Genomic DNA, 26,832 nt, shown 5'->3' on the forward strand with positions numbered 1-26,832 from the left:
TCTCTGATGTTCTTGATCACGATGTGAGATTTAAGAGGAGTCCTCAATGGAATATAAAGATCCTGAGTTTGAACTGCTGAGCAGTCTGGAACAGATCATTTTTAAAGACGTACCGCAGGCGATTACCCTGCAACAAAAATCCAATCCCTTTACAGAATATGAGCAATTGCGCAAAGGGACAGGACTGAAAACGGAAGAATTCGCCAGAGCGATGGGTGTCAGCGTGGCTATGGTGCAGGAGTGGGAGTCAAAACGTGAGAAACCCACCCCAACCGAGTTAAGGCTGATGCGCCTGATTCAGGCCAACCCTGCACTCAGCAAACAGATAGCGTAGTGAAGATTGAATGCCCCCGCCTCTGCGGGGGCTTGTGTTTTAAAGGCTCTCGCAACGCCAGCCCGCCTCTTCCCACACCCATTCATGCGTTAACGTTAAGCCTCTTAGAAAAGCCTCATCGTGTGATACCACCAGCAGAGCCCCGGGGAAACTGGCCAGCGCCGCTTCAATGGCCTCGACCGAGGCCAAATCCAGATGGTTGGTCGGTTCATCCAGCAGCAGAAGCTGCGTGGCCTCCGCGCGCCACAGCACGCAGGCCAGAGCGGCCTTAAGACGCTCGCCGCCGCTAAGCTCCGCAAGCGGGAGCGTCACTTTGTCGGCACCCAGTTGAAGCTGCGCCAGACGGGTTCGCAATCCCCCCTCTTCCAGAGGCGTATGACTCAGATTGAGATGCGTCATGACCGACTGCGAAAGATCGAGCCGGGAAAGATGCTGGTCGAGATAAGCGCAGCTGACGAAAACCTTACAGGTACCCGAACGGGGGGCAATCTCGCCGAGGATGGTTTTTAACAGCGTCGATTTTCCGCAGCCGTTCGGTCCCTTTAACGCCACGCGCATCGGTCCGTCCATCCGCAAGTTGAGCGGAGGAACAGGCACATACGGCAGCTCCAGATCCTCCAGCACCAGCACCTGCTTCCCCTCCGGGATCTGACTCCCCGGCAGGGTTAACATCACCGGGTTATCTTCTTCAACGCGTTCACGCGCCTTGTTTACCGCGGCGTTCAGGGCTTCATTTTGCTCACTGTGCTGTTTTTTCCAGGAGCCAATCCGCTCCTTTGCCGCGCCTTTATATTTGACCCGCTCGAACGACGCGATATTCAGGGTATCAACGGTGCGCAATGTCTTTGCCGAACGCCGCTGGCTGTCATCATGCTCTTTTTGCATGCGTGCCCGAGTGCGTTTGCGCTCGGTTGCAGCATGTTCCAGCGCCGCGCGGGCCGCCTGCTGTTCGGCATCGCGCTGGGTTTGATAATCCGCATAATTCCCGCCGTAGCTGCGCAGGCCCGAGGCGCTCAGCTCAAGAATACGCGGCACCTGCTCCAGAAGTTCGCGGTCATGGGAGGCTACCAGCACGCCGCCCTGAAAACGGTGGAGCTGGTCGTAGAACCACGCCCGGCCCTGTCGGTCCAGATGGTTAGTGGGCTCGTCCAGCAGCATGAAATCCGCCTCAGCCGTAAACGCCCCGCACAGCAGGGCGCGAATGCGCTCGCCGCCGCTGAGTTCGCCGGCGGGTTTATCCGGATCAAACGGTGGGAGCTGCGCATTGATAAACGCCTCGCTCAGGCGCTCGGCAACATCCCAGTGGCCGTCAAGCAGCTCCAGATCGTCAGGCTGGTAATCGCCGCTGTCGATGCGCTTACGCGCCGTAAAAATCGCGTCATACCCGAGCAGTTCAGCAAGCGTCGTCTGCGGCGAAATGAGGTGCTGCTGCGCCACCCAGGCATGCGAGCCAAAGCGTTCAATATGACCGGAAGCCGGTTCGTCCAGCCCCGCCAGCAGACGCAGCAGACGCGTTTTCCCGCTGCCGTTGCGGCCAACCAGCGCGCACAGGGAGGGTTCAAGCGTGAGATTTAGCGGACCAAAAAGGGTATCGCCCGTCGGAAACTGACAGGTGACCTGATGCAAAATAAAAGAAGGGGACTGCGCAAAATGAGCCATAAGCACTCCTGAATGAAATCAAAACATCCCCTGCCGACGCGGTGGCGTTTAGCAAGGATCGAAATTCATCAGTCGTGTTTGTTCATTTTTGGGGGGTACTCCAGCGCGAGAAAGTTAACGGGATAAGGATAGCGGTAATGTGTTGAAGGTTTCAAGGTTAAATTTTGATCGACTTATACTCCCTCCCCCTTTGGGCTGAGGGATCCCCACCAAATATTGTCTGCACAGACGGCCCCCTCTCCCTTGAAGGAGAGGGCTGGGGTGAGGGGGAACATACGGCTGTGGGGGTTGTTCCTTGCTACTCTGTAACGACATGGCCTGTGAACGTGCCAGGGCGGCTCAATCGCCACCGCCATGGCGTCGCTGTAAAACCTCTACCCGCAGTATGCTTCTCATTACGGTAATTTTGCGAGCCTCTTTCCAGAAATGGTAATATCCTCAGCGACATAGCTCAAAACTGTTGCCGCCTGTTTTGATGAGCAGTAAGTTCTCTTCGCACCTGCAAAATCAGGTGCCGGGATTGGAACCCTGAATCACTTCACTGGCGACACAGGCTCTGTGTCGTACGGCCTGTTGCATCTCAATGGCGGGCCGGACAGGGGCGCTGCAAAGCGCGCTGGTGTCAGTGAGGCCAGTCGTTCCAACCTTGTTCGGTTCCGCCACCAGCGAGCCTGGAACCTCCCGTGGCGGAAGATATACCACTCACTGAGGTTATTTTATGTCATTGATTAACTCTTTAATCACCCTGCCCTTCAACCACGCCACCGACTTCACCGAACTGGCGGATAACTGCGAACGTTTTACCGACGCACTGGTCGATTGCGAAGAACCCGCCCCAAAAATGGCCCTTTACGGCAGACTTTATGCCTGTCTGAATCTTCTGCAACCCACGCTTCTGGATCCTGTTCCGGACGCTTTAAAAGCCAGCCTGACCGTGAAGGAACTCCCGTCATGCGTTCCGGCTTTCGAACCCGAATGCGATCAGCTGGGGCGCTACTGTCAGGAGATAACGCAGATGCTGATGAACGGCTCACTGCCGCGACAATCTGAAATCGTGATGGAAGATTTGCTGTGCGAACTGGTCAGCTACTTTGCCGATAAGCTGAAGGCACCGCGCTGGCTGCAGACGGACGAAGGCACAATCGCGATCGGCTAAACCTGCCGGATGACGCTCCGCTTACCCTGCTCAGAAAAGCCCCATAAAAAAACCCGCCGAAGCGGGTTTTTAGCATTTGTAACAACGGCACATCACTGCAGCAGCGAAATATCCGCTACGCGCAGGAACAGCTCGCGAAGTTTCTCGAGCATAGAGAGACGGTTAATACGCAGTTCTTTATCTTCTACGTTCACCATCACTTTCTCGAAGAAGGCGTCGATCACGTCACGCAGCTCAGCCAGCTCCACCAGAGCTTCCTGGTAGCGACCTTCCGCGAAGTAAGGCTCGAGCTTGTCGCGCAGCACCACAACCTGCATCGCCAGAGCGATCTCTTCCGGCTCTTTCAGGGTTGCGGCGTTCACGCGCTCGTTCAGCGTCTCGTCGGATTTCGCCAGAATGTTGGATACACGCTTGTTGGCCGCGCAGGGCAGATGCCGCTTCCAGCGTACGGAAGTGGGAAACCGCCTTCATACGCGCATCGAAATCAGCCGGACGGGTCGGACGACGCGCCAGCACCGCCTGAATGGTGTCAACGGTGTAACCTTCGTCCTGATACCACGCGCGGAAACGACCGAGCATAAAGTCGATCACATCATCCACAACGTTCGCGTTGGTCAGCTTGTCGCCGTACAGACGCACCGCTTCTTCGGTCAGGGTCTGCAGATCGAGGTTCAGGTTCTTCTCAACGATGATACGCAGCACGCCCAGCGCAGCACGACGCAGCGCAAACGGGTCTTTATCGCCTTTCGGATGCTGGCCGATACCGAAGATACCCGCCAGGGTGTCCATCTTATCGGCAATTGCGACGGCACATGCAACCGGGTTGGACGGCAGTTCGTCACCCGCAAAGCGCGGCTGATACTGCTCGTTCAGGGCAACGGCTACGTCTTCCGCTTCGCCATCGTGACGCGCGTAGTGCATGCCCATCACGCCCTGGGTGTCGGTGAATTCGAACACCATGTTGGTCATCAGGTCGCACTTGGACAGCAGGCCTGCACGCGTCGCGTGGTTCACATCTGCACCGATTTCACGGGCAATCCAGCCGGACAGCTCCGCAATGCGGTCGGTCTTGTCGCGCAGCGTGCCCAGCTGCTGCTGGAACAGCACGGTCTGCAGGCGCGGCAGGTTATCTTCCAGACGCTTTTTACGGTCGGTGTTGAAGAAGAACTCTGCATCCGCCAGACGCGGACGAACGACTTTCTCGTTACCGGAGATAATCTGGATCGGATCTTTCGATTCGATGTTTGCCACGAAGATGAAGTTTGGCAGCAGCTTGCCGTCGTTGGCATAGACCGGGAAGTACTTCTGGTCACCCTTCATGGTGTACACCAGCGCTTCAGCCGGAACGGCCAGGAATTTCTCTTCGAACTTCGCGGTCAGCACAACCGGCCATTCAACCAGAGAGGTCACTTCTTCCAGCAGGCTTTCGCTCAGGTCGGCGTTACCGCCAATCTGGCGCGCCGCTTCTTCAGCGTCCGCTTTAATTTTGGCTTTACGCTGCTCGTAGTCGGCAATGACCTTACCGCGCTCCAGCAGGATCTGCGGATACTGGTCGGCATTGTCGATGGTGAACTCAGGCTCGCCCATAAAGCGGTGGCCGCGGATCACGCGATCGGACGCCACGCCCAGAATGGTAGCCGGGATAACGGTATCGCCCAGCAACAGGGTCACGGTGTGAACCGGACGCACGAAGTGCACGTCGGACGCGCCCCAGCGCATCAGCTTAGGAATCGGCAGCTTTGCCAGAGACGTGGCAATCATGTCCGGCAGCAGCGCTTCCGCGCTTTCGCCTTTCACGTGCGCACGGTACAGCAGCCACTCGCCTTTATCCGTGGTCAGACGCTCGGCCTGATCGACGGTGATGCCGCAGCCGCGCGCCCAGCCTTCAGCCGCTTTGCTCGGCTTGCCTTCCGCGTCAAACGCCTGGGCAATCGCCGGGCCACGTTTTTCGACTTCGCGATCCGGCTGTGACGCCGCCAGATTCGCCACTTTCAGCGCCAGACGCCGAGGTGCGGCAAACCACTCAATTTTACCGTGTGCCAGGCCAGCGTTATCCAGCTCGGCGGTCACGTTCGCAGCGAAAGATTCAGCCAGGCTGCGCAGGGCTTTTGGTGGCAGCTCTTCGGTGCCGATTTCCACCAGGAAAGTTTTCTCAGACATGGCCGCCTCTTATTTAGTTCGGTTGCACATCGGGAAGCCAAGGGCTTCACGGGACGCATAGTAAGCTTCTGCAACGGCTTTGGTCAGGGTACGAATACGCAGAATGTAGCGCTGACGTTCAGTCACGGAGATGGCTTTGCGGGCGTCCAGCAGGTTGAAGCTGTGGGCGGCCTTCAGAATACGCTCGTAGGCAGGCAGAGGCAGCGGAGTCTCCAGCGCCAGCAGCTGCTGCGCTTCTTTCTCGTACTGCTCGAAGCAGGTGAACAGGAAGTCCACGTCCGCGTATTCGAAGTTATAGGTGGATTGCTCCACTTCGTTCTGATGGAACACGTCGCCGTAGGTGGTTTTACCCAGCGGGCCGTCGCTCCAGACCAGGTCGTAAACGCTGTCTACGCCCTGAATGTACATCGCCAGACGTTCCAGACCGTAGGTGATTTCACCGGTGATCGGCTTACATTCCAGACCACCCACCTGCTGGAAGTAAGTGAACTGGGTCACTTCCATGCCGTTCAGCCACACTTCCCAACCCAGACCCCAGGCACCCAGCGTTGGGTTTTCCCAGTTATCTTCCACGAAACGGATGTCGTGGATGGTTGGATCCATACCCAGCTCTTTCAGCGACCCGAGGTACAGTTCCTGAATGTTGTCTGGTGATGGCTTAATCACCACCTGGAACTGATAGTAATGCTGCAGACGGTTCGGGTTCTCACCGTAACGACCATCGGTCGGACGACGGGAAGGCTGCACATACGCGGTCGCCATTGGCTCTGGCCCCAACGCGCGCAGGCTGGTCATCGGGTGTGAAGTGCCGGCGCCGACTTCCATGTCCAAAGGTTGAACAATGGTACAGCCCTGACGAGCCCAGTAATCCTGTAAGGTCAGAATCAGGCCCTGGAAGGTCTTGGTATCAAACTTTTGCATAGTATTTCGTGCTGGATACGTGTGGTTTTAAATGGAAGGGACCAGTATACCCGCTGGCTGCAAGATATACAGTACGAAACGGGGTTGTTTAGGGAAAATTGGGGAAATAAGCCTTCCGGCCAGAACGCTGACGGCGTCTGGCTGCTGATTATACGAGCAGGCTAGCGCATGGAGAGGTGTAAAAACTGACCGTCCGCATCAAACGAGCAGACAAAGCCCTCTTTGCGCGACGTATGCCCCCGCAGCTCATAGCTTCCCTGAAAACGCTCAAACCCGGTGACATCAATTTTCTGCACGTCCGAGTTATAGCGGCGAGCGGCCCGATCTTTACAGAGCGCTTCCATATCCAGTGAACGTTCCGGGCTCATTTTACCCTGCTGCGCTTTTTGCACAGGTGCTTCTTGCGGCGCGCTGCATCCCGCCAGGATCACCAGCAGAAAGAGTGACGCCACACGCTTCATCATCATTTTTATTACCGCCCTGGTCAGTGGCTGTTATTTTTAGTATCAAAGCTTTTATAGATTAAGGTCCGGCATTCTGCGAATCTCGCGGCCTCCCTACAAGCATGCTGAATAAAACTCAGAATTTTCCAAGCGAAGACTTTTGGACAATGGCAGTCACACTCAATTTACAGGGAATACGAGGAACTGATGCAGTCAAAAATTAACTGGATTGATAACCTGCGAGGAATAGCGTGTCTGATGGTGGTCATGATCCACACGACGACCTGGTACGTCACGAATGCCCACAGCATCAGCCCCGTTAACTGGGATATCGCCAATATTCTCAACTCTGCGTCACGCGTCAGCGTGCCGCTGTTCTTTATGATTTCCGGCTTTCTCTTTTTTGGCGAGCGTAGCGCGCAGCCGCGCCACTTCATCCGTATCGCGGCCTGCCTGGGGTTCTACAGCGCAGTTGCCCTGCTCTATATCACGCTGTTCACCTCCATTAACGCCGGGCTTTCGCTGAAATACGTGCTGCAAAAACCGGTGTTCTACCACCTGTGGTTCTTCTTCGCCATTATCGTTATCTATCTGGTCTCCCCGCTCATCCAGGTAAAAAACGTCAGCGGTAAAATGCTTCTGGCCCTGATGGTGGTTATTGGCATTGTCGCCAACCCAAATACTCTCTCACAGAAAATCGACGGATTTGAGTGGCTGCCGGTCAATCTCTATATCAACGGCGATACTTTCTACTACGTGCTTTACGGCATGCTGGGGCGCGCCATCGGGATGATGGACACGCAAAAACGCGGTCTGAACTGGCTCTGCGGGGCGCTGTTTATCGCTGGCGTGGCGGTGATTTCACGCGGGACGCTGCACGAGCTGCAGTGGCGCGGCAATTTTGCCGATACCTGGTATCTGTATTGCGGGCCGATGGTCTTTATCTGTGCCGTTTCGCTGCTCACGCTTGCCAAAAATACCCTGAACGCGCGCGCCCTTCCCGTGCTGAGCCTTATCTCGCGGCACTCTCTCGGGATTTACGGTTTTCACGCGCTGGTGATCCACGCGCTGCGCACGAGAGGCGTTGAGCTAAAAAGCTGGCCGGTGCTGGATATGGTCTGGATTTTTGCCGCCACGCTGGCGATCAGCCTGCTGCTGTCGATGCTGCTGCAAAAAATAGACGTTCGCCGCTTCGTCAGCTAATGCTTCGCTGCCGGGCGCGATGGTACTGGCGCGGGGAGGAAAATCCTGCCGCCAGTGAAGCCTGCTCCACGCCGCGCCCCTGCAATAGCCACTGCTCCGCCACCGCCAGACGCAGCTGCTCAAGATAATCGCGAACGCTAATCCCTAAATGTGACTGGAAAAGCCGGGTGAGGTGACGCGGGCTGACGTGGGCCAGTGCAGCAATGTCAGGCAAGGTCCACGTTTTTTGCGGCTCGGCGGTAAGCGCATCCTGCGCCCGATGAATCGCCGGATGAAGATGATTGCGATAGCGTAGCCACGGAGATAGCTGGGGATCGTCACCGGAACGGCGGAACCAGACCACCATTTCACGCGCTACGGTCAGCGCCTTTTCGGGGCCGCACAGGCGGTTAATCATGTGCAGCGCCAGATCGATGCCTGACGTGATCCCCGCGCTGGTCCAGATATTCTCATCCTGCACAAAGATACGGTTTTCTTTAATCGTCGCCGTGGAGGCCGCGATGCGTAAACGACTAATAACGTCATGATGGGTCGTGCACTGTCGGTTGTTCAGCAGGCCCGATTTCGCCGCCAGTAAGGCCCCTGAACAGACGCACATCACGGTGATTGCCTGGCGCTGGATCTGCGGCTGCAGACGCATCAGCCAGTGCTGCATCTGCTGCGCCTGTGGCGTTGAGAACTGACTGCGGGAGTCGCTCACCCCCGGCAGCACCAGCAGGCTGCCTTCCGGCAGACGCTCCGGCAGCGGCTGAATGCCGCTCATCGTCAGGCCAATGGACGTCGGAACCTCAGATTGCGGGCCAATGTAATGCAGGCGAAACGCGTCGCCTGCCAGCACAAAGGTCTCTGCCGGGCCGGTCATGTCTAATGACAGCACCCCGGGCAACATCACGAACCAGACGTCGATGGGCATTACAGTGACTCCAGCGTCTCCGCTACCGTTTTAATTTCGGCAAAACGCCCGGACAGTACCGTTTCGGTACGGTGGCGAATTTCCGCTGCGCTAAGGGTAATGCCCTTGTAGGTCATGGGAAACGTCAGCGTTGCCTCGCTCACAAAGGTCACAGCATACCCCAGATCGGATGCCACACGGGCGGTGGTTTCACAGCATTGTTCAGTGCGAATGCCGCAGATAATCACACTGTTGATATCACGCTCGCGCAGCCAGCGGTCAAGCCCGGTATCCGTGAAGGCATTATGAACGTGTTTCTGGAAAACCACATCCGGCTGATGACGCAAAAAGGCCATCGGTTTGACATAGCCGCTTTCCAGGGTAAATGGACCGTCTTCATCAACGTGAAAAATATCAACGACCGGAATATTGCGCGCCTGGCAGCCTTCAATCAGCCCCAGCATCGCCTGCTGAAAGGCAGGAATTTCGTCCTCCTGCCAGTAATTGCGCTGATGGAAGGACTGCTGAGTGTCAATGTTGATTAATGCGATGCGTGACATGATAAATCTCCTTGCCAGTGGGTGTAACACCATACTGGCAAGGAATGGAAGGCACGCACAGACCAAAAAAGGACATCCTCGTGCCTCTTCCGGACAAGCGTATTTAAGACATAAGCGGCAGCAGCTGCTGATAGATTTTGCGGAACACGTCGCGCCTTTCCGTGTACCGCGCATGGCGTACAGCGTCCGGGAAATACGCCTGCTCAAGCGTAAGCTGCGGCAACAGCTGTGAAAGCGGTTTTTCCGGGTTCATGGCGATCTGCGCCAGTCGTGCAGCACCCAGCGCGGGGCCGACATCCCCCCCGGTGCGAAAATCCAGCTGCAATCCACTGATATCCGACAGCATCTGTCGCCAGTAAGGGCTTCGCGCACCGCCGCCAATCAGGGTGACGCTCGTCGGTTTCAGGCCGCAGTCGTGCACCACATCCATCCCGTCGGCCAGCGCATAGCCCACGCCTTCCAGAACCGCACGCGCCAGTTCTGCCGGGCCATGTTGATGGGTTAAGCCAAAGAACACCCCTTTCGCTTCCGGGTTGTTGTGCGGCGTACGCTCGCCGGAAAGATACGGTAAAAACCAGACGGTACCCGCAGCGTCATCCGCCTGCTGGGCTGCGGAAATGAGCGCCGGAACGTCGGCCATGCCGGTAAGTTTTGCCGCCCAGTCCAGGCAGGATGCCGCGCTGAGCATCACCGACATCAAATGCCATTCCGGAAGGGCATGACAGAAACTGTGCACAGCGCTTTCAGGGTTGCTGCGATATCCGTCGCTGACGGCAAAATAGACGCCGGACGTTCCCAGCGACAGCATTGCCTGGCCCGCCTCAACCATCCCGACACCGACAGCGCCCGCCGCGTTATCGCCGCCCCCGGCCACCACCGGTACGGCAGGCATATTCCAGCGTTCAGCAACGGCTGGCAGCAGCGCGCCTGTCACCTCACAGCCTTCGTACAGCGCGGGCATATGTTCCCGGGTCAGATGGCAGGCATCCAGCATCGCCTCGCTCCAGTCGCGCTTCGCCACGTCGAGCCACATGGTGCCCGCGGCATCGGACATGTCGCTGGCGAAATCGCCCGTCATGCGAAAACGCAGATAGTCTTTCGGCAGCAGGACTTTCGCCACCTGACGGAAAATCTCCGGTTCATGGCGCTGCACCCACAGCAATTTGGGCGCAGTAAAGCCGGGCATCATCAGGTTGCCGGTAATCTCGCGGGACTTGGGTACGCGTTCCTCAAGAAGCGCACACTCTTCCGCACAGCGGCCATCGTTCCAGAGGATCGCAGGACGCAACACACGATGCTGGCTATCGAGCAGCGTAGCGCCGTGCATTTGTCCGGCAATCCCCAGCGCTTTCACATCGCGCAGGCTGTGCTGCTCACCTAAGGCTTTGATTGCGCGATCCGTCGCCTGCCACCACTGTTCCGGATCCTGTTCCGACCACAGCGAATGCGGACGTGAAACCTGCAGCGTTTCCGTCTGCGTTGCTAACACGTCGCCCTGCTCGCTCAACAGGATAGCTTTCACACCCGATGTGCCAAGATCGATCCCGATATACATTACGGTGACTCCTTTAACAGAAATGCCCGGTGGCGCTAACGCTTACCGGGCCTACGTGCATCTTCAGCTCAATCACTTATCAAACAGATAGTGGTTTACGAGATTTTCCAGCAGTTCCTGGTGCCCGCTCTGGTGCTGCGGCGCCAGCTGCTGTTGTTCAGCGTACTTCGCAATTTCCGCCAGCGATAACTGACCTTTCAAGATTTGCTGGCCCAGCTCACTGTTCCAGCCGCTGTAACGCTTCGCTACGCGTTTATCCAGCTCGCCGTCTTCAATCATACGAGCCGCCACTTTCAGCGCCAGCGCCATGGTGTCCATCGCGCCAATGTGGCCGTAGAACAGATCGTATTTGTCGGTGCTCTGACGACGCACCTTGGCGTCAAAGTTCAGGCCGCCGGTGGTGAAACCGCCCGCTTTGACGATCTCGTACATCACCAGGGCATTCTCTTCCACGCTGTTCGGGAACTGATCGGTGTCCCAGCCCAGCTGTGCATCGCCACGGTTCGCATCGACAGAGCCGAAAATGCCCAGCGCAATGGCAGACGCGATCTCGTGATGGAAAGAGTGGCCCGCCAGCGTGGCGTGGTTGGCCTCAATGTTCACTTTGATCTCTTTTTCCAGACCGAACTGCTTCAGGAAGCCATACACCGTCGCCACGTCGTAGTCATACTGATGCTTGGTCGGTTCCTGCGGTTTCGGCTCGATCAGCAGCGTGCCGCGGAAGCCGATTTTGTGCTTATGGTCGACAACCATCTGCATAAAGCGGCCAATCTGCTCGCGCTCCTGACGCAGGTCGGTGTTCAGCAGCGTTTCATAACCTTCACGGCCACCCCACAGGACATAGTTCTCGCCACCCAGCTGATGCGTAGCGTTCATTGCCGTCACCACCTGCGTGGCTGCCCAGCTAAACACTTCCGGATCCGGATTGGTTGCCGCGCCCGCACCGTAGCGTGGGTTGGTGAAGCAGTTTGCCGTGCCCCAGAGCAGCTTCACGCCGCTTTGCTGCTGTTTCGCCGCCAGTACATCCACCATCTGCGCAAAATTGTTCAGATACTCTTTCAGCGACGCCCCTTCCGGCGACACGTCCACGTCATGGAAGCAGTAGTACGGCACGTTTAGCTTGTGGAAGAACTCAAATGCCACATCGGCTTTGCGCTTTGCCAGCTCAATGGCCTCACCCGGCTGCTGCCACGGGCGGTCAAAGGAACCCACGCCGAACATATCGGCGCCGTTCCAGCAGAAGGTATGCCAGTAACAGGCGGCAAAGCGCAGATGATCTTCCATGCGCTTACCCAGCACCAGCTCATCCGGGTTGTAGTGACGAAATGCTAAAGGATTGGTCGTTTTTGGGCCTTCGTAACGAACACGATCGAGTTGGTCGAAATAAGCTTGCATATTGAGCTCCATAATCAGGGTATGCGGCGAGTCGTTGATACAGGAGTAATAGTGAATAGACATTTTGGGTTGCTCAATTACGTTATTTCACACTGCTATTGAGAGAATGCACAACTGTGCGCTGGCTCGCAAAATAATGCGCAGACAAACTATTTTTCGGCGCGTATTCCAGAATCAAATGTAATTAAGACGTTACGTATTTTAAAATCCGATCGCGGTCATAAATTCAGAAATAAACCAAATATCATAATGAGAAGATAAAAATCTGTAATTGCCAGCCCGCCTTTCCGCGTTAAAAATTTGCTGCGTCTCAGCAGTGAATGTTTCTTTTATCTCAGCAACACATACCCCTACAAAAAGGCCTAATAATTATGAAGATAAAGAACCTGACTCTAACGCTCTGCACTACGCTTCTCCTTGCAAGCTTTGCAGGACATGCCAAAGAGGTCAAAATTGGCATGGCAATTGACGACCTGCGCCTGGAGCGCTGGCAAAAAGATCGCGATATTTTTGTGAAGAAAGCAGAATCCCTCGGCGCCAGCGTGTTTGTTCAGTCGGCTAACGGCAACGAAGAAACACAAATGTCGCAGATCGAGAATATGATCAACCGTGGCGTCGATGTTCTGGTCATTATCCCCTATAACGGCCAGGTATTAAGTAACGTGGTGAAAGAAGCCAAACAGGAAGGCATAAAAGTCCTGGCCTATGACCGCATGATTAATAATGCGGATATTGATTATTATATTTCATTCGACAATGAAAAAGTCGGGGAATTACAGGCGCAAAGCCTGATCGACAAAGTGCCTCAGGGCAATTATTTCCTGATGGGCGGCTCTCCGGTAGATAACAACGCCAAACTGTTCCGCGAAGGGCAAATGAAAGTCCTTAAGCCGTACATTGACAACGGGAAAATTAAAGTGGTTGGCGATCAGTGGGCCGACGGCTGGCTGCCAGAAAACGCGCTGAAAATTATGGAAAACGCGCTGACGGCCAACAACAACAAAATTGATGCGGTTGTGGCCTCCAACGATGCCACTGCAGGCGGTGCTATCCAGGCCCTGAGCGCACAGGGGCTGGCCGGAAAAGTCGCCATTTCAGGACAGGATGCCGATCTGGCTGGCGTAAAACGCATTATCGCAGGCACCCAAACCATGACGGTCTACAAACCGATTACCCAGCTGGCCAATACGGCGGCGGAAATCGCCGTGGAGCTGGGCAATGGCAAACAACCTAAAGCAGACGCAACGCTGAATAACGGCCTGAAAGACGTTCCGGCTCGCCTGCTCACGCCGATTGAAGTCAATAAAGAGAACATTGACGCCACCGTGGTTAAAGACGGTTTCCACAAGAAGAGCGAACTGTAATCCGGCGCGGCCCCTGCTCTGCGGGGGCGCATCACGTTGTACTGTTCTTCCCTCGGGTTATGTGGAGCGGTTATGCCCTATTTACTTGAAATGAAAAGCATCACCAAGCGCTTCGGCACGGTGAAAGCCGTCGACAACGTCAGCCTCCGGTTGAACCCCGGCGAAGTGGTTTCGCTGTGCGGCGAGAACGGTTCGGGCAAGTCGACGCTGATGAAAGTGCTGTGCGGGATCTACCCACACGGCAGCTACGAAGGCGAAATCGTCTTTGCCGGCGAAGTGATCCAGGCGACACACATCCGCGATACCGAGCGCAAAGGCATCGCCATCATTCACCAGGAGCTGGCGCTGGTGAAGCATCTCACCGTGCTGGAGAACATTTTCCTCGGGGCCGAAATTTCCCACCGCGGCGTGCTGGATTACGACACCATGACGCTCCGCTGCGAAAAGCTGCTGGCGCAGGTGAGCCTCAACATTTCACCGGATACCCGCGTGGGGGATCTGGGCCTCGGGCAACAGCAGCTGGTCGAAATAGCGAAAGCGCTTAATAAACAGGTCAGGCTGCTGATCCTTGATGAGCCCACGGCCTCGCTCACCGAACAGGAAACCGCAGTTCTGCTCAACATCATCCGCGATCTGCAAAACCACGGCATCGCCTGTATCTACATTTCGCACAAGCTGAACGAGGTCAAAGCCATTTCGGACACCATCTGCGTGATCCGCGACGGGCAGCACATCGGCACGCGTGAAGCCGCAGGCATGAGTGAAGATGACATCATCACCATGATGGTGGGCCGCGAGCTGACGGCGCTCTACCCGAATGAGCCTCACGCCAGGGGCGGTGAAGTGCTGCGCGTGGAAAACCTGACCGCGTGGCACCCCGTTAACCGCCACATCAAGCGCGTCAATAACGTCTCGTTTTCTCTTCACAGCGGTGAAATTCTTGGGATTGCCGGCCTCGTCGGTGCCGGACGCACCGAAGCCGTACAGTGCCTGTTTGGCGTGTGGCCGGGGCGCTGGGAGGGCACGGTTTATATCGACGGCCAGCCGGTGAAAATCGATAACTGCCAGCAGGCGATTGCCCACGGCATTGCCATGGTGCCGGAAGATCGTAAGAAAGACGGCATCGTACCGGTGATGGCGGTGGGTAAAAACATTACGCTTGCGGCACTCGATCGGTTCTCCGGCGCGCTGAGCAGCCTGGACGATGCCGCCGAGCAGCAGTGCATCCTCCAGTCGCTTGCCCGGCTGAAGGTCAAAACCTCCTCGCCGGAGCTGGCGATAGGCCGCCTGAGCGGGGGAAACCAGCAGAAGGCGATTCTGGCGCGCTGCCTGCTTCTCAATCCACGCATATTAATCCTTGATGAGCCAACGCGCGGGATTGATATCGGTGCCAAATATGAAATCTACAAACTGATTAATCAGCTTGTACAGCAAGGGATTGCCGTCATTGTAATTTCGTCTGAATTACCCGAAGTGCTCGGCCTGAGCGACCGCGTGCTGGTCATGCACGAGGGAAAACTGAAAGCCAACCTGATTAACCAGAACCTGACGCAGGAGCAGGTGATGGAAGCCGCTTTAAGGAGCGAACGTCATGTCGAAAAGCAATCCGTCTGATATCAAAGTCGCTGTTCCGACGCCCGGTGCATTCGCGGGCCTAAAAGCGCTTAACCTGCAGGTTTTCGTGATGATCGCGGCCATTATCGTCATCATGCTGTTCTTTACCTGGATGACCGATGGCTCGTACTTAAGCGCGCGTAACGTCTCTAACCTGCTCCGCCAGACCGCCATCACCGGTATTCTGGCCGTGGGCATGGTGTTCGTGATTATCTCCGCGGAGATCGACCTGTCGGTCGGGTCGATGATGGGCCTACTCGGCGGCGTGGCGGCGATTTTTGACGTCTGGCTCGGCTGGCCGCTGCCGCTGACCGTGGCGGTCACGCTGGTGCTGGGTCTGGTACTGGGAGCCTGGAACGGCTGGTGGGTTGCCTACCGTAAGGTGCCATCGTTCATTGTCACCCTGGCGGGGATGCTGGCCTTTCGCGGGATCTTAATTGGCATCACTAACGGCACCACCGTCTCCCCGACCAGTGCAGCCATGTCGCAGATTGGCCAGAGTTACCTCTCAGATAGCGTGGGCTTTACCCTCGGTGTGGTGGGGTTGCTGGGGTTTGTCGCGTGGCAGTGGCGTGGACGCATGCGTCGTCAGGCGCTGGGGCTGGCTTCTCCAGCGTCAACGTCGGTGGTGGGGCGTCAGGCGCTCACGGCGGTCATTGTGCTGGGCGCCATCTGGCTTTTAAACGACTATCGCGGAGTCCCGACCCCCGTCCTGCTGCTGGCGCTTTTACTGCTGGCCGGTATGTTTATGGCGACGCGCACCGCGTTTGGCCGCCGTATTTATGCCATTGGCGGCAACCTTGAAGCTGCCCGCCTCTCGGGTATCAATGTCGAACGTACCAAGCTGGCGGTTTTCGCCATTAACGGCCTGATGGTCGCTATCGCCGGGTTGATCCTCAGCTCGCGTCTGGGCGCCGGCTCGCCCTCCGCCGGTAACATCGCCGAGCTGGATGCTATCGCCGCCTGCGTCATTGGCGGCACCAGCCTCGCAGGGGGTATCGGGAGCGTGGCGGGCGCGGTCATGGGGGCATTTATCATGGCGTCGTTGGATAACGGGATGAGTATGATGGACGTCCCGACGTTTTGGCAGTATATCGTCAAGGGGGCCATTCTTTTACTGGCAGTCTGGATGGACTCGGCCACCAAGCGACGGGCCTGATAACCGTATTGTGACTTAATTGGGAAGTGAGCCATGTTTGAAAAGCGTCACCGCATTACGTTGTTATTCAATGCCAATAAGGCCTACGACCGTCAGGTGGTGGAAGGTGTTGGTGAATATTTGCAGGCGTCGCAATCCGAATGGGATATTTTTATTGAAGAAGATTTTCGCACCCGTCTGGAGAACATCAAAGACTGGCTGGGCGATGGCGTCATCGCCGACTATGACGATCCCGTCATCGAACAGCTGCTGACCAACGTCGACGTCCCGATTGTGGGCGTCGGCGGCTCCTATCATGCGCCCGAACACTATCCGCCGGTCCACTATATTGCCACCGATAACCATGCCCTGGTCGAGGCCGCCTTTCTCCATTTAAAAGAGAAAGGCGTCCATCGCTTCGCGTTTTATGGGTTACCGGCCACCAGCGGCAAGCGCTGGGCCGTTGAGCGAGAACACGCGTTTTGCCAGCTGGTCGCGCAGGAGAAATACCGTGGCGTGGTCTATCAGGGGCTGGAGACAGCGCCAGAAAACTGGCAGCACGCGCAAAACCGCCTGGCGGACTGGCTGCAAACGCTGCCGCCGCAAACCGGTATTATCGCCGTGACGGACGCTCGCGCGCGTCACGTGCTGCAGGTCTGCGAACACTTACACATTCCTGTGCCCGAAAAGCTGTGCGTGATTGGCATTGATAACGAAGAACTGACCCGCTATCTGTCTCGCGTGGCGCTCTCCTCCGTTGCACAGGGCACGCGTCAGATGGGCTATCAGGCGGCGAAGCTGCTGCATCGTCTGCTCGATAAAGAATCTCTGCCGCTTCAGCGTTTGCTTGTGCCTCCTGTCCGCGTCGTGGAACGTCGCTCAACCGATTATCGCTCCTTAAGCGACCCGGCCGTCATTCAGGCCATGCACTACATTCGCAACCACGCCTGCAAAGGGATAAAGGTCGATCAGGTGCTGGATTCGGTGGGCATTTCGCGTTCGAATCTGGAGAAGCGTTTTAAAGAAGAGGTGGGCGAAACCATTCATGCCGTCATCCATGCTGAAAAGCTGGAGAAAGCACGCAGCCTGCTCATTTCCACGTCGCTGTCGATCAACGAAATCTCGCAGATGTGCGGTTACCCGTCTCTGCAATATTTCTATTCCGTGTTTCGCAAGGAGTATGACACCACGCCGAAGGAGTATCGGGATCGCCACAGCGAGGTGTTGATATAGAAAAGAAAACGCCTTCCAGTGGAAGGCGTTTTTTCGAGATTACATATGGGCGGCGATTAAGCGCTGGTTATCCTGGTACATGGCGAACAGATAGTTGTTATAGCTCTGTCCCTTTGTCGAATAACCTTTCAGCTTGTGGATCATCGTACTGGCCGTCACTTCCTGGTCCGCTTTACGCAGCTGAGCGCGTGATTTACGGAACGATGAGTAGGCCGGATGCGTGTTCAGATTCACCACATAGGCGCTGACGGAATCTTTCACAGATTCAAACTGCGAATAGCCTTTCACCTTGCCAGGGGCATTATTACAACGACCTTTCACACATTTCATGCCGAAAAGGTTGTTGTTGCTACGCGCAAGCTTAGAAGTACCCCAGCCGCTTTCGGCAGCAGCCATGGTCGCAACCATGCTGCCCGGGATGATATCTACACGCTCAAGGAGAGCATTCCACGGCACACGACGCGTGTTACCGTTCCAGCTCAACTTGTAGCGCTTCGTGATATCTTTCAGACGCGCGCGCTCTGACGGCGACCAGCGGCTATCGTACTGCTTGGAAATTAGCCAGTTACGATCCGCAGTAATCGCGGCATTTTGACTCGTGATGTAAGGCATTACCGTCCGGAGAAACGCTTTTTTCCTTGGTGTTCCGGAAGGGTATTTTCGCAAATCAGGAAGTGAACTACTCTTTGCACTATTGCGAGAATACTCTTGTTTACTGCTAACCTTACTACTTGTCGTCTTTATTACGTGGGCTTTCTTACTCGTTGTATCCGTGTGCGTCTTCGCAAGCACCTCACCCGAAAATGCCGTGGTGAGTAACATGAGTATCGCAGCCCCATATCGTCGAATGGGAGTCGATATCATTAGGTCTCCTGGTCGGATGTAATCATCCCAACACCTTATTTTTTTCACAAATTTGAGAGCGGAATCTCAAATCATATCAAAAATAGACTTCAAGAGCACGTATAGAAATAGTCCAATTCCGAAACTATGTCACCTGAAACTTGCTCATAAAAACATCATCCCACAAAAACTGTGTGCGCTATCGCAGATAACTGCCTAATTTTGCGCGAGATCACTCATCCTCACGCTTCCTCCCGGCAGAAAGCGACAGGGGATGAGTTTTTGCCCCTCGCCTGATGGCACACTGGTCAAAAATGCCGCGACAGGAAAAAGGAATGAAACGTACCGCATTAGCCTTTCTGATGTTACCCGCACTGGCGCATGCCGACTGGTCATCGCCTGGGTTTAGCGCATTTAGCGCCGAAGGCACCGGGGTCTTCACAAGCCAGGCAAAGCTTGCGAAGGGTACGCGTCCTCTGACGCTGAGTTTTGACAAGACGTGCTGGCAGCCTGCGGACGCGATAAAACTCAATGAGATGCTGTCGCTCAAGCCCTGTGACGGCACGCCGCCGCAGTGGCGCCTTTTTCGCGACGGTGACTACCAGATGCGGATTGATACCCGCTCCGGCACGCCCACCCTGCTGCTGACGATTCAGAGTGCCGCAGAACAGCCGGTTGCAAACGTCATCCGCCAGTGTCCGAAGTGGGACGGTAAACCGCTGTCGCTGGACGTCGGCGATACCTTCCCGGAAGGCTCCGTCGTGCGCGACTACTACAGTAAACAGACGGCGACGGTGCAGAATGGAAAAATCACCCTGCAGCCAGCCGCCCACGGTAACGGCCTGCTGCTGCTTGAGCGCGCCGAAACCGACAAGCCTGCGCCGTTTAGCTGGCAAAACGCCACCGTCTATTTTGTGCTGACCGACCGTTATGTGAATGGTGACCCGGGCAACGACAACAGCTACGGTCGTCATAAAGACGGTATGCAGGAGATTGGCACCTTCCACGGCGGGGATCTCAAAGGACTTGCCGGCAAGCTCGATTATTTACAGCAGCTGGGGGTGAACGCGCTCTGGATAAGCTCTCCGCTTGAGCAGATCCACGGCTGGGTAGGCGGTGGCACAAAAGGAGATTTCCCGCATTACGCCTATCACGGCTACTACACCCAGGACTGGACGAAGCTCGACGCCAACATGGGAACCGAAGATGATTTACGCCATCTTGTCGACGAAGCGCACAAGCGCGGGATCCGCGTTCTGTTTGATATCGTCATGAACCACGTTGGCTATGCCACGCTGGCAGACATGCAGGAATTTCAGTTTGGTGCCCTGTACCTTCAGGGTGATGAGCTGAAAAAGACGCTGGGAGAACGCTGGACGGACTGGAAGCCGGGCGCGGGCCAAAGCTGGCACAGCTTTAACGACTACATCAACTTCAGCGACAAAGCCGCATGGGAGAAATGGTGGGGCAAAAAATGGATCCGCACGGACATCGGCGATTACGACAACCCCGGCTTCGACGATTTGACCATGTCGCTGGCATTTCTGCCGGATCTGAAAACGGAATCCACGACGCCTTCCGGATTGCCTAACTTTTACCAACACAAGCCCGACACCCACGCGAAGGCCATCCCCGTATATACCCCGCGCGATTATCTGACCCACTGGCTCAGCCAGTGGGTACGTGACTACGGCATCGACGGTTTCCGGGTGGATACGGCGAAACACGTTGAGCTTGCGGCCTGGCAACAGCTGAAAGACCAGGCAAGCCAGGCGCTGGCCGCCTGGAAAGGGGCGAACCCGGACAAAAAGCTCGACAACGCACCGTTCTGGATGACCGGGGAGTCCTGGGGCCACGGGGTGATGCAAAGCGATTATTACCGCCACGGTTTTGATGCGATGATCAACTTTGACTATCAGGAGCAGGCGGCAAAAGCGGTGGATTGCCTGGCCGATATGGATCTCACCTGGCAGCAGATGGCGGAAAAGCTGCAAAGCTTCAACGTGCTGAGCTATCTCTCATCACACGATACGCGTCTGTTCCGCGAAGGGGGTCAGCGCGCGGCGGAGCTGCTTCTGCTGGCTCCGGGCAGCGTACAAATCTATTACGGTGATGAATCCGAGCGTCCGTTCGGTCCGACGGGTTCTGATCCATTACAGGGCACCCGGTCAGATATGAACTGGCAGGACGTCACGGGCAAGCAGGCCCTAACTGTCGCCCACTGGCAAACGCTGGGCCAGTTCCGCGCCCGCCACCCGGCGATTGGTGAAGGCAAACAAACCACGCTGTCGCTGAACGAGGGGTATGGATTCGTGCGCGAGCATAATGGCGATAAGGTAATGGTGGTATGGGCAGGTAATCAATAATTCACCCCCTCACCCTAACCCTCTCCCCGCAGGGGAGAGGGAACCGCACGGCGCCGTCTTTTCCCCCTCTCCCTTTTGGGAGAGGGTCGGGGTGAGGGGAAACCCACCAGAACTATTCACTACACAAATACACTTCCGCCATATAAAACAACAAATCCGACCACATCACCCGATTTGCACCAGCACGGTGCTAGCGTTATGGTTACCCACTTTCAAAATAAGCTCGACAGATCACCTGCTATGACGTTTTCACTTTTCGGCGACAAATTTACCCGCCATTCAGGCATTACTCGCCTGATGGAGGATCTCAACGACGGGCTGCGCACACCGGGCGCAATCATGCTCGGCGGCGGAAACCCGGCTCAAATCCCGGAGATGAATACCTATTTCCAGACGCTGCTCGCTCAGATGCTGGAAAGCGGCAAAGCAACCGATGCGCTTTGCAATTACGACGGCCCGCAGGGTAAAACCGAACTGCTGGCACTCCTCGCCGAAATGCTGCGTGACGAGCTGGGTTGGGATATCGAACCACAGAATATTGCACTGACAAACGGCAGTCAGAGCGCGTTTTTCTACTTGTTTAACCTGTTCGCAGGGCGTCGCGCCGACGGCACCACCAAAAAAGTGCTGTTCCCGCTGGCACCAGAGTATATCGGCTACGCTGATTCCGGCCTGGAAGAGGATCTGTTCGTCTCCGCGCGCCCGAACATCGAGCTGCTGCCGGAAGGCCAGTTCAAATATCACGTCGATTTTGAACACCTGCATATTGGTGAAGAGACGGGCATGATCTGCGTATCGCGCCCGACTAACCCAACGGGCAACGTGATCACCGACGACGAACTGATGAAGCTGGATGCGCTGGCGAATCAGCACGGCATTCCGCTGGTGATCGATAACGCCTACGGCGTGCCGTTCCCGGGCATTATCTTCAGCGAAGCACGTCCGCTGTGGAACCCGAACATTGTCCTGTGCATGAGCCTCTCTAAGCTGGGTCTGCCGGGCAGCCGCTGCGGCATCATCATCGCCAACGAGAAAATCATCACCGCCATTACCAATATGAACGGCATTATCAGCCTTTCACCGGGCGGCATTGGCCCGGCGATGATGTGTGAAATGATTAAGCGCAACGACCTGCTGCGTCTGTCGAATGACGTGATCAAGCCATTCTATTACCAGCGCGTTCAGGAGACGATTGCGATACTTCGCCGCTATTTGCCGGAAGAACGCTGCCTGATCCACAAACCTGAAGGAGCAATTTTCCTGTGGCTGTGGTTTAAGGATTTGCCTGTCACCACCGAACTGCTCTACCAGCGCCTGAAAAAGCGCGGCGTTCTGATGGTACCGGGCGATTATTTCTTCCCGGGACTGGATAAGCCGTGGCCGCATACGCACCAGTGCATGCGCATGAACTACGTACCCGATCCGGAAAAAATCGAAGCGGGTGTTAAAATTCTCGCCGAAGAAATTGAAAAAGCCTGGCGCGAAGGCAATTGTTAAATATTAAGGCTCTTCGGATGAAGAGCCTTATTTTTTATCGTGATCTATATATTTTATAAAGGATATATCCTTCAGCTTTACTCCCCTATTATTTAAAGGGATTATTTAGGATAATTCCTGTTGTTTTAATGGAACTATAGTAATTCAAAAATAATTAAGTAGACGTTAAATAATAAATTAATCAACTCATTGTTATATAAGATTTAAAACAAACAACGCTGGTAAAAAAATATCCTCGAAGCGAGTCTGTGTGCATTTTTAAAATACTGCATATACTCACTAATACGCCGCTCGGCGTTCTATTGCGTGGAGTATTTTTATGCTACCTAATAATGCTAGTCGCATCAGCGTAATTGCTGCTGCGGTACTGCTCGCGTTCTCTCTTTCTGCCTGCAGTGGAAGCGGTGGCGGATCTCACTCAACAGCCAAAAATAACCCCGCAACCGGAAGTAATACCGGCTCGGGTGATGGAAGTGGCACAACAGCTAATAATGGTGGTTCAGGCAGTAACGGATCTGGCTCAGGCTCAGGTTCAGGTTCAGGTTCAGGTTCAGGGACAGGCTCGGGCTCAGGCTCAGGAACGGGAACCGGAGGTAACGGCAGCGGAGGAACCGGAACGGGCAGTGGCGGCACAACCACTGGTGGGGTGAATACTGTGCTGGGTGATGCCGGTAAAACGGTGACCAGCGTCGGCTCTACGGTGGACAGTCTGGGAAGCCAGATCCCGACAAATAATCCTGTCACATCAACCGTGTCAACCACCGTCAGCGGTGTTGGCAGCGCCGTTTCTACCGTGGGGACAGGCGTCACCTCCGGCATTGGCGATCCGGGCAACGCGAACGGTGTTGGTACGACGGTTCAGGGCGTGACCACGTCGGTCACCTCATTGGGCAATACCGTCTCTACGGTAGGCACGGGCCTGGCAAGTTCGACATCGGGAACACCGGTTAGCGGCGTAACAGGCCTGACGGGCAGCGTGGTAAACAGTACCGGGCAGTTAGTCAGTAACACCGGCACAGGTTTAACCAACACGGTCAGTAGCCCTGCGGTAGCTCAGGTAACGACCGATACCACGACTGTGGTGAACAAGACGCTGGGCGGTGTACAAGGCGTGACGCAAAGCGTGGGCACCACAACAGGTCTGGGTACTCCGGTCAACGGCCTGCTGACGCAGGTAGGAAACACCGTGAGCGGCGTAGGTACCAACGTTAGCAGCAGTAATAGCGGGCTTAGCGGCGTAGGTCAGGTCGTTCAAAACGTCGGCCAGACGGTGACAGATACCGGTACGCTAGTGAAACCCGCCACCTCGACGACCGGAGGAGGATCAGGCTCTCTCACAGCTAATGCAAATGTGGCGGCCACGAACAACAGCCTGGGTGCGACGGTCAATACAACCCTCAATACCCTGACGTCGGGCGTTACGGCCAGCACAACAACACGTTAACCACCGGTCTACTGACGCCAAAACAGTAAAACGGTTATTGCCTTTCTGCGCCCCTGCTTCAGGGGCGCTTCGTACAGCGACACTCCCCCTAACCGGGAATGATGAACAGGGATAGCGCGATGAAAAACCATTTCCTTTTTTCGCTGACGGGGCTGGTTGTGTTGAGCATGGCCCGCGCCGATACACTGCCCTCTATTATTAACCCTGATAACCCGGCGCAAGTTTCTCGTAACGTTGCCCCAGAACAGACTGAGACCGTCCCACAGCCGAAAGTCAAAATAGAAAAACCGCAGTCAACGCTGACGCCTGAAACGCCCATTACCATTCATCACATTCAGTTTATTGGCGGCACGCGTTATCCCTTGCAGGAATTACTTAACCCCTTCAGGCCTTACGCCGGAAAAACCGTGCCGCTAAAAACGCTTACGGGGCTGGTAAATGATATTACGGCGCGCTACAAGGCCGACGGTTTTCCGCTCTCCTATGCCTGGCTGCCCGATAATAATTTCCAGCAGGGAAATATTAAAATTGTCCTGGTCGAAGGGTACGTGGCGCACAGCGACATAACCAGTAACAACCCCAATATCGCCGCGCGCCTAAAACGCTTGTCAGAAAAAATCATGGCGGAAAAACCGCTGTCTCAGGATACGTTCGATCGATATAGCCAGCTGATGACCCGCACCCCGAACGTTCCGGTCACGGCCAACGCGCAGCTGCCAACCAATATCTATGGCGCGGCGGCGATGCAGATAACCGGTAATCAGGAGCGGAGCTGGAATATCGCCTCCACGATCGACACCCGTAAAGGGCAAGATTTAATGATGCTGAACGGGACGCTCAGCAACCTGACAAGCTATGGCGATCAGCTTGGCGTGGCTACGCTTATACCGTTAGATAGCAACACGCGAAAAAACTATGTGGGTCTGAACTGGCAGCAGTTTTTAAACGATGAAGGTCTGACGATGCAGATCAAAGGCAGCTATTACCGTGAAAATCCACGGGATTTTTCCCCCCTGCTCACTTTGCCCAATAATATTCAGGTCGATTCGAAGCAAAAAACAACGCAATACAACGGCGGCGTCACGTTTGGCTATCCATTGCTGCTGACGCAAAAATCACAAATTAATCTGACCAGCGGTTTTGATTATACCGACCGCCAGGATGACTATGCCCTGCAGGCCAGACTGCAGGGCAAAACCTACAGTCTGGACTCCGTCAACCAACACGCGCGTTATCCGGCGCTGGAAGTGGGTATCAATGGTGCACATCAATTCACAACCGCCAGCATCAGCGGCAGACTCAACGTACGACAGGGTATTGATGCGATGGGAGCCGATATCGTCTCAGTCCCTAAACCCGATATTAATTTTACGCTCACAAAAAGCTATTTAGACGCAGCCTGGCTGTTTGCCGATAAATGGCGGCTATCAACATCCTGGGAGGGAGACTGGTCAAATAACACATTGCCAGAGCCCGAACGCGTTAGCTTCGGTGCCCAGCGCTTTGGCCGTGGATATCAGGACAGTGAAGCAAGCGGTGATTACGGCTATGGCGGGCAGGTAGAACTGCGCTATATCAAGATGCGAAAAGAGAGCACCTGGCTTGCCACCATCCAGCCCTATATCCTGGCCGATACCGCGCAAACCTGGTTTAACACGTCCGGTTTGCCTCATCAGCGGCTCGGGTCAGTGGCTACCGGGGTGATGATAGGCGATACGCGCCACTATAGCGTCACGGTTGAGGCGGCACGACCCGTCGGGGATGTTCCGACAGACAGTCGCAACAGGGACTGGCGCTACAGTCTGACGTTTACGTGGAATTTCAATAAAATGCAGTAAGCTTTTCAGCCCGAATCCTGGCAGGATCAACGCATCGCAACGCGTGGGTTGGACAGGCCTCCACGCAGGCCGGTCCGCCTTCGCGATGCAGGCATAAATCACATTTCAGCGCCTGCGCCTTATTTCCCTCCAGGCGCACCTGCATCGCCCCGAACGGACACGCCACCACACAGCTTTTGCACCCAATGCAGCGCGTCTGCTCAACGAGCCAGGCTCCCGCCGTACGGCTGATGGCATGGGTTGGACAGACGTTGGCACACGGCGCGTCCTCGCACTGATGGCAACCCACTGCCGTAGTGTATGAATTTCCCTTAACTACCCGAAGGCGGGGCGCAAAGGCACGAGCGGAGACGGCGTCCTGATGCGACACCGCGCAGGCCACTTCGCAGGTGCGGCACCCAATGCATTTTTCCGCATCCGCCATGATAAATCGGTTCATGTGTTACGCCTCGCGCACGTTAAAAGCCGGTACTGCACACATCTTACATAATGCCCGATTCAGCGAAGGTGTGATGGGTCAAACAGGAGGCGCTCAGCCGGAATTATTATGCTCTTTACAATACCGCCGTTTCCAGACGGCAGGTGTTAAGCCCGTATGCTTTGAAAATATTTGCCGAAAATAGCCCACGTCATTAAAACCAAAGCGGTTTGCTACTTAGGTAAGCGACGCAGAGCCATCCAGCAACAGCTTTTCCACTGCCCTGACGCGCTGGCGATGTATCGCCTCCGTCAGGGTTAAATGGAAAGTCCGGCGAAATACGCGCCCCAGGTAATCGGCATTGCAGTGCAACGCTTTTTCCAGCTGCGACGTCGAAAGCGGTAAATGAAACTGCGTGCGAATAAGCTGCTTCGCCTTCCACGCCATCGCCGCACCGGCCTGATCCACGCTGTCTCCATTCCCTGAAGAGAGCGACACCTGCTATAAAATCATCTCCAGCGCCAGCACTGCACGCTAACCTTTATACCCCGGTTCAGTTGGGCAAATAGGGGAGTAGCAGAGATGCGGATTTGGGTGGATAAACATAAACAAGAATAATGCCACCTTTATGAATATATAATATTTTTATCGAGCATCGGTGATGCCGAGTTCACTGATAATCATCGACTGAAAGACAATGTGATCTAACCCTCGGTATTGTTTTTTTGCAGCAGTTCAGCTCAGGTATACCATTGTCTGACATGCATTTTAGTGTTATTCCATAAAGACACACAGCTAA

Annotated in this window: 21 protein-coding genes and 3 pseudogenes; 13 read left to right on the top strand and 11 right to left on the bottom strand. The window is 55.5% G+C overall.

Translation table 11 applies throughout. The features are described from left to right. Window positions 1-46 precede the first annotated feature (46 nt). Window positions 47-334 carry an HTH-type transcriptional regulator gene (locus tag ACZ6J2_RS18465; RefSeq protein WP_029740975.1) on the top strand — a complete coding sequence of 96 codons (288 nt, stop codon included), beginning with the start codon at window positions 47-49 and terminating at the stop codon, window positions 332-334. 39 nt (window positions 335-373) lie between these two features. Here the strand turns inward: ACZ6J2_RS18465 and ACZ6J2_RS18470 are convergent, their stop codons facing one another. Then, entirely contained in the window at window positions 374-1,993 is a 1,620-nt protein-coding gene (locus ACZ6J2_RS18470) for an ABC-F family ATP-binding cassette domain-containing protein (protein ID WP_471726395.1), read from the bottom strand. 718 nt (window positions 1,994-2,711) lie between these two features. Here ACZ6J2_RS18470 and ACZ6J2_RS18475 point away from each other — a divergent pair. After that, the gene (locus tag ACZ6J2_RS18475; protein WP_087823727.1) at window positions 2,712-3,149 is read left to right on the top strand and encodes a hypothetical protein; all 438 of its coding nucleotides are present in this window, start codon (window positions 2,712-2,714) and stop codon (window positions 3,147-3,149) included. A 92-nt stretch (window positions 3,150-3,241) separates the two neighbouring features. Here the strand turns inward: ACZ6J2_RS18475 and glyS are convergent. The 3 genes and pseudogenes from glyS to ACZ6J2_RS18490 all read right to left on the bottom strand — a co-directional run bounded on the left by glyS (window position 3,242) and on the right by ACZ6J2_RS18490 (window position 6,697). Then, window positions 3,242-5,309, bottom strand: a pseudogene (glyS, locus tag ACZ6J2_RS18480) (glycine--tRNA ligase subunit beta). Window positions 5,310-5,318: 9 nt separating this feature from the next. Then, window positions 5,319-6,230, bottom strand: a complete 912-nt coding sequence (gene glyQ, locus ACZ6J2_RS18485) for a glycine--tRNA ligase subunit alpha (RefSeq protein WP_471726396.1) — start codon at window positions 6,228-6,230, stop codon at window positions 5,319-5,321. 161 nt (window positions 6,231-6,391) lie between these two features. Further along, entirely contained in the window at window positions 6,392-6,697 is a 306-nt protein-coding gene (locus ACZ6J2_RS18490) for a YsaB family lipoprotein (RefSeq protein WP_029740978.1), read from the bottom strand. A gap of 183 nt (window positions 6,698-6,880) precedes the next feature. On the opposite strand from ACZ6J2_RS18490, the gene ACZ6J2_RS18495 reads away from it, so the two are divergent. Beyond that, a complete protein-coding gene (locus tag ACZ6J2_RS18495; protein WP_447783275.1) occupies window positions 6,881-7,876 on the top strand; it encodes an acyltransferase in 996 nt (331 codons plus the stop codon). Here ACZ6J2_RS18495 and ACZ6J2_RS18500 read toward each other — a convergent pair. The 4 genes from ACZ6J2_RS18500 to xylA all read right to left on the bottom strand — a co-directional run bounded on the left by ACZ6J2_RS18500 (window position 7,869) and on the right by xylA (window position 12,278). Then, a complete protein-coding gene (locus ACZ6J2_RS18500) occupies window positions 7,869-8,789 on the bottom strand; it encodes a GlxA family transcriptional regulator (RefSeq protein WP_471726397.1) in 921 nt (306 codons plus the stop codon). The genes ACZ6J2_RS18495 and ACZ6J2_RS18500 overlap by 8 nt on opposite strands. Next, window positions 8,789-9,328, bottom strand: coding sequence for an isochorismatase family protein (locus ACZ6J2_RS18505; RefSeq protein WP_116343054.1), 540 nt, complete (start codon window positions 9,326-9,328; stop codon window positions 8,789-8,791). The genes ACZ6J2_RS18500 and ACZ6J2_RS18505 overlap by 1 nt, the downstream gene beginning before the upstream one ends. A 103-nt stretch (window positions 9,329-9,431) precedes the next feature. Continuing rightward, window positions 9,432-10,883 carry a xylulokinase gene (gene xylB, locus ACZ6J2_RS18510; protein WP_471726398.1) on the bottom strand — a complete coding sequence of 484 codons (1,452 nt, stop codon included), beginning with the start codon at window positions 10,881-10,883 and terminating at the stop codon, window positions 9,432-9,434. 72 nt (window positions 10,884-10,955) lie between these two features. Continuing rightward, window positions 10,956-12,278 carry a xylose isomerase gene (xylA, locus tag ACZ6J2_RS18515; RefSeq protein ID WP_087823749.1) on the bottom strand — a complete coding sequence of 441 codons (1,323 nt, stop codon included), beginning with the start codon at window positions 12,276-12,278 and terminating at the stop codon, window positions 10,956-10,958. 371 nt (window positions 12,279-12,649) lie between these two features. Between xylA and xylF the strand changes: the two genes are divergently transcribed. The 4 genes from xylF (at window position 12,650) to xylR (ending at window position 17,627) form a co-directional block, all read left to right on the top strand. Further along, window positions 12,650-13,642, top strand: a complete 993-nt coding sequence (gene xylF, locus ACZ6J2_RS18520; protein ID WP_032650791.1) for a D-xylose ABC transporter substrate-binding protein — start codon at window positions 12,650-12,652, stop codon at window positions 13,640-13,642. A 72-nt stretch (window positions 13,643-13,714) separates the two neighbouring features. After that, window positions 13,715-15,256: a xylose ABC transporter ATP-binding protein gene (locus ACZ6J2_RS18525; RefSeq protein ID WP_471726399.1), complete on the top strand. Its 1,542-nt coding sequence runs from the start codon at window positions 13,715-13,717 to the stop codon at window positions 15,254-15,256. Further along, entirely contained in the window at window positions 15,234-16,415 is a 1,182-nt protein-coding gene (xylH, locus tag ACZ6J2_RS18530; RefSeq protein WP_039261156.1) for a xylose ABC transporter permease XylH, read from the top strand. Before ACZ6J2_RS18525 ends, xylH begins: the two co-directional genes overlap by 23 nt. A 33-nt stretch (window positions 16,416-16,448) precedes the next feature. After that, window positions 16,449-17,627 carry a D-xylose utilization transcriptional activator XylR gene (gene xylR, locus ACZ6J2_RS18535; RefSeq protein WP_471726400.1) on the top strand — a complete coding sequence of 393 codons (1,179 nt, stop codon included), beginning with the start codon at window positions 16,449-16,451 and terminating at the stop codon, window positions 17,625-17,627. A gap of 39 nt (window positions 17,628-17,666) precedes the next feature. On the opposite strand, the gene ACZ6J2_RS18540 is transcribed toward xylR, so the two are convergent. Continuing rightward, window positions 17,667-18,491, bottom strand: a complete 825-nt coding sequence (locus ACZ6J2_RS18540; RefSeq protein WP_032661838.1) for a protein bax — start codon at window positions 18,489-18,491, stop codon at window positions 17,667-17,669. Between the two features lie 314 nt (window positions 18,492-18,805). Here ACZ6J2_RS18540 and ACZ6J2_RS18545 point away from each other — a divergent pair, with 314 nt between their 5' ends. From ACZ6J2_RS18545 to ACZ6J2_RS18565, 5 genes are all read left to right on the top strand, one after another. Next, window positions 18,806-20,836 carry an alpha-amylase gene (locus ACZ6J2_RS18545; protein ID WP_069303492.1) on the top strand — a complete coding sequence of 677 codons (2,031 nt, stop codon included), beginning with the start codon at window positions 18,806-18,808 and terminating at the stop codon, window positions 20,834-20,836. Between the two features lie 240 nt (window positions 20,837-21,076). After that, complete coding sequence (avtA, locus tag ACZ6J2_RS18550) at window positions 21,077-22,333, top strand: valine--pyruvate transaminase (protein WP_033147014.1); 1,257 nt, start codon at window positions 21,077-21,079, stop codon at window positions 22,331-22,333. Window positions 22,334-22,806: 473 nt separating this feature from the next. Beyond that, window positions 22,807-22,983: a hypothetical protein gene (locus ACZ6J2_RS18555; protein WP_471726401.1), complete on the top strand. Its 177-nt coding sequence runs from the start codon at window positions 22,807-22,809 to the stop codon at window positions 22,981-22,983. Beyond that, window positions 22,980-23,777 carry a collagen-like triple helix repeat-containing protein gene (locus ACZ6J2_RS18560; RefSeq protein ID WP_223862643.1) on the top strand — a complete coding sequence of 266 codons (798 nt, stop codon included), beginning with the start codon at window positions 22,980-22,982 and terminating at the stop codon, window positions 23,775-23,777. Before ACZ6J2_RS18555 ends, ACZ6J2_RS18560 begins: the two co-directional genes overlap by 4 nt. A gap of 119 nt (window positions 23,778-23,896) precedes the next feature. Further along, window positions 23,897-25,615: a ShlB/FhaC/HecB family hemolysin secretion/activation protein gene (locus ACZ6J2_RS18565; RefSeq protein WP_471726402.1), complete on the top strand. Its 1,719-nt coding sequence runs from the start codon at window positions 23,897-23,899 to the stop codon at window positions 25,613-25,615. Here ACZ6J2_RS18565 and ACZ6J2_RS18570 read toward each other — a convergent pair. Then, window positions 25,599-26,054, bottom strand: coding sequence for a 4Fe-4S dicluster domain-containing protein (locus ACZ6J2_RS18570; protein ID WP_471726403.1), 456 nt, complete (start codon window positions 26,052-26,054; stop codon window positions 25,599-25,601). The genes ACZ6J2_RS18565 and ACZ6J2_RS18570 overlap by 17 nt on opposite strands. 93 nt (window positions 26,055-26,147) lie before the next feature. After that, window positions 26,148-26,501: pseudogene (locus ACZ6J2_RS18575) on the bottom strand (helix-turn-helix domain-containing protein); the annotation flags it as partial. Window positions 26,502-26,549: 48 nt separating this feature from the next. On the opposite strand from ACZ6J2_RS18575, the pseudogene ACZ6J2_RS18580 reads away from it, so the two are divergent. Next, window positions 26,550-26,651 (top strand): annotated as a pseudogene (locus ACZ6J2_RS18580) (hypothetical protein); the annotation flags it as partial. Window positions 26,652-26,832: the final 181 nt, after the last annotated feature.

It is taken from the genome of Enterobacter sp. E14S (assembly GCF_055666685.1).

Bases quoted from the DNA above. Each gene is read 5' to 3' on its own strand.
- ACZ6J2_RS18490 (WP_029740978.1), bottom strand. From the start codon at position 6,697: ATGATGATGAAGCGTGTGGCGTCACTCTTTCTGCTGGTGATCCTGGCG.
- xylB (WP_471726398.1), bottom strand. From the start codon at position 10,883: ATGTATATCGGGATCGATCTTGGCACATCGGGTGTGAAAGCTATCCTG.
- xylR (WP_471726400.1), top strand. From the start codon at position 16,449: ATGTTTGAAAAGCGTCACCGCATTACGTTGTTATTCAATGCCAATAAG.
- xylH (WP_039261156.1), top strand. From the start codon at position 15,234: ATGTCGAAAAGCAATCCGTCTGATATCAAAGTCGCTGTTCCGACGCCC.
- ACZ6J2_RS18565 (WP_471726402.1), top strand. From the start codon at position 23,897: ATGAAAAACCATTTCCTTTTTTCGCTGACGGGGCTGGTTGTGTTGAGC.
- ACZ6J2_RS18470 (WP_471726395.1), bottom strand. From the start codon at position 1,993: ATGGCTCATTTTGCGCAGTCCCCTTCTTTTATTTTGCATCAGGTCACC.
- ACZ6J2_RS18465 (WP_029740975.1), top strand. From the start codon at position 47: ATGGAATATAAAGATCCTGAGTTTGAACTGCTGAGCAGTCTGGAACAG.
- ACZ6J2_RS18475 (WP_087823727.1), top strand. From the start codon at position 2,712: ATGTCATTGATTAACTCTTTAATCACCCTGCCCTTCAACCACGCCACC.
- ACZ6J2_RS18505 (WP_116343054.1), bottom strand. From the start codon at position 9,328: ATGTCACGCATCGCATTAATCAACATTGACACTCAGCAGTCCTTCCAT.
- xylA (WP_087823749.1), bottom strand. From the start codon at position 12,278: ATGCAAGCTTATTTCGACCAACTCGATCGTGTTCGTTACGAAGGCCCA.
- ACZ6J2_RS18525 (WP_471726399.1), top strand. From the start codon at position 13,715: ATGCCCTATTTACTTGAAATGAAAAGCATCACCAAGCGCTTCGGCACG.
- ACZ6J2_RS18495 (WP_447783275.1), top strand. From the start codon at position 6,881: ATGCAGTCAAAAATTAACTGGATTGATAACCTGCGAGGAATAGCGTGT.
- xylF (WP_032650791.1), top strand. From the start codon at position 12,650: ATGAAGATAAAGAACCTGACTCTAACGCTCTGCACTACGCTTCTCCTT.
- ACZ6J2_RS18500 (WP_471726397.1), bottom strand. From the start codon at position 8,789: ATGCCCATCGACGTCTGGTTCGTGATGTTGCCCGGGGTGCTGTCATTA.
- ACZ6J2_RS18540 (WP_032661838.1), bottom strand. From the start codon at position 18,491: ATGATATCGACTCCCATTCGACGATATGGGGCTGCGATACTCATGTTA.
- avtA (WP_033147014.1), top strand. From the start codon at position 21,077: ATGACGTTTTCACTTTTCGGCGACAAATTTACCCGCCATTCAGGCATT.
- glyQ (WP_471726396.1), bottom strand. From the start codon at position 6,230: ATGCAAAAGTTTGATACCAAGACCTTCCAGGGCCTGATTCTGACCTTA.
- ACZ6J2_RS18545 (WP_069303492.1), top strand. From the start codon at position 18,806: ATGAAACGTACCGCATTAGCCTTTCTGATGTTACCCGCACTGGCGCAT.
- ACZ6J2_RS18570 (WP_471726403.1), bottom strand. From the start codon at position 26,054: ATGAACCGATTTATCATGGCGGATGCGGAAAAATGCATTGGGTGCCGC.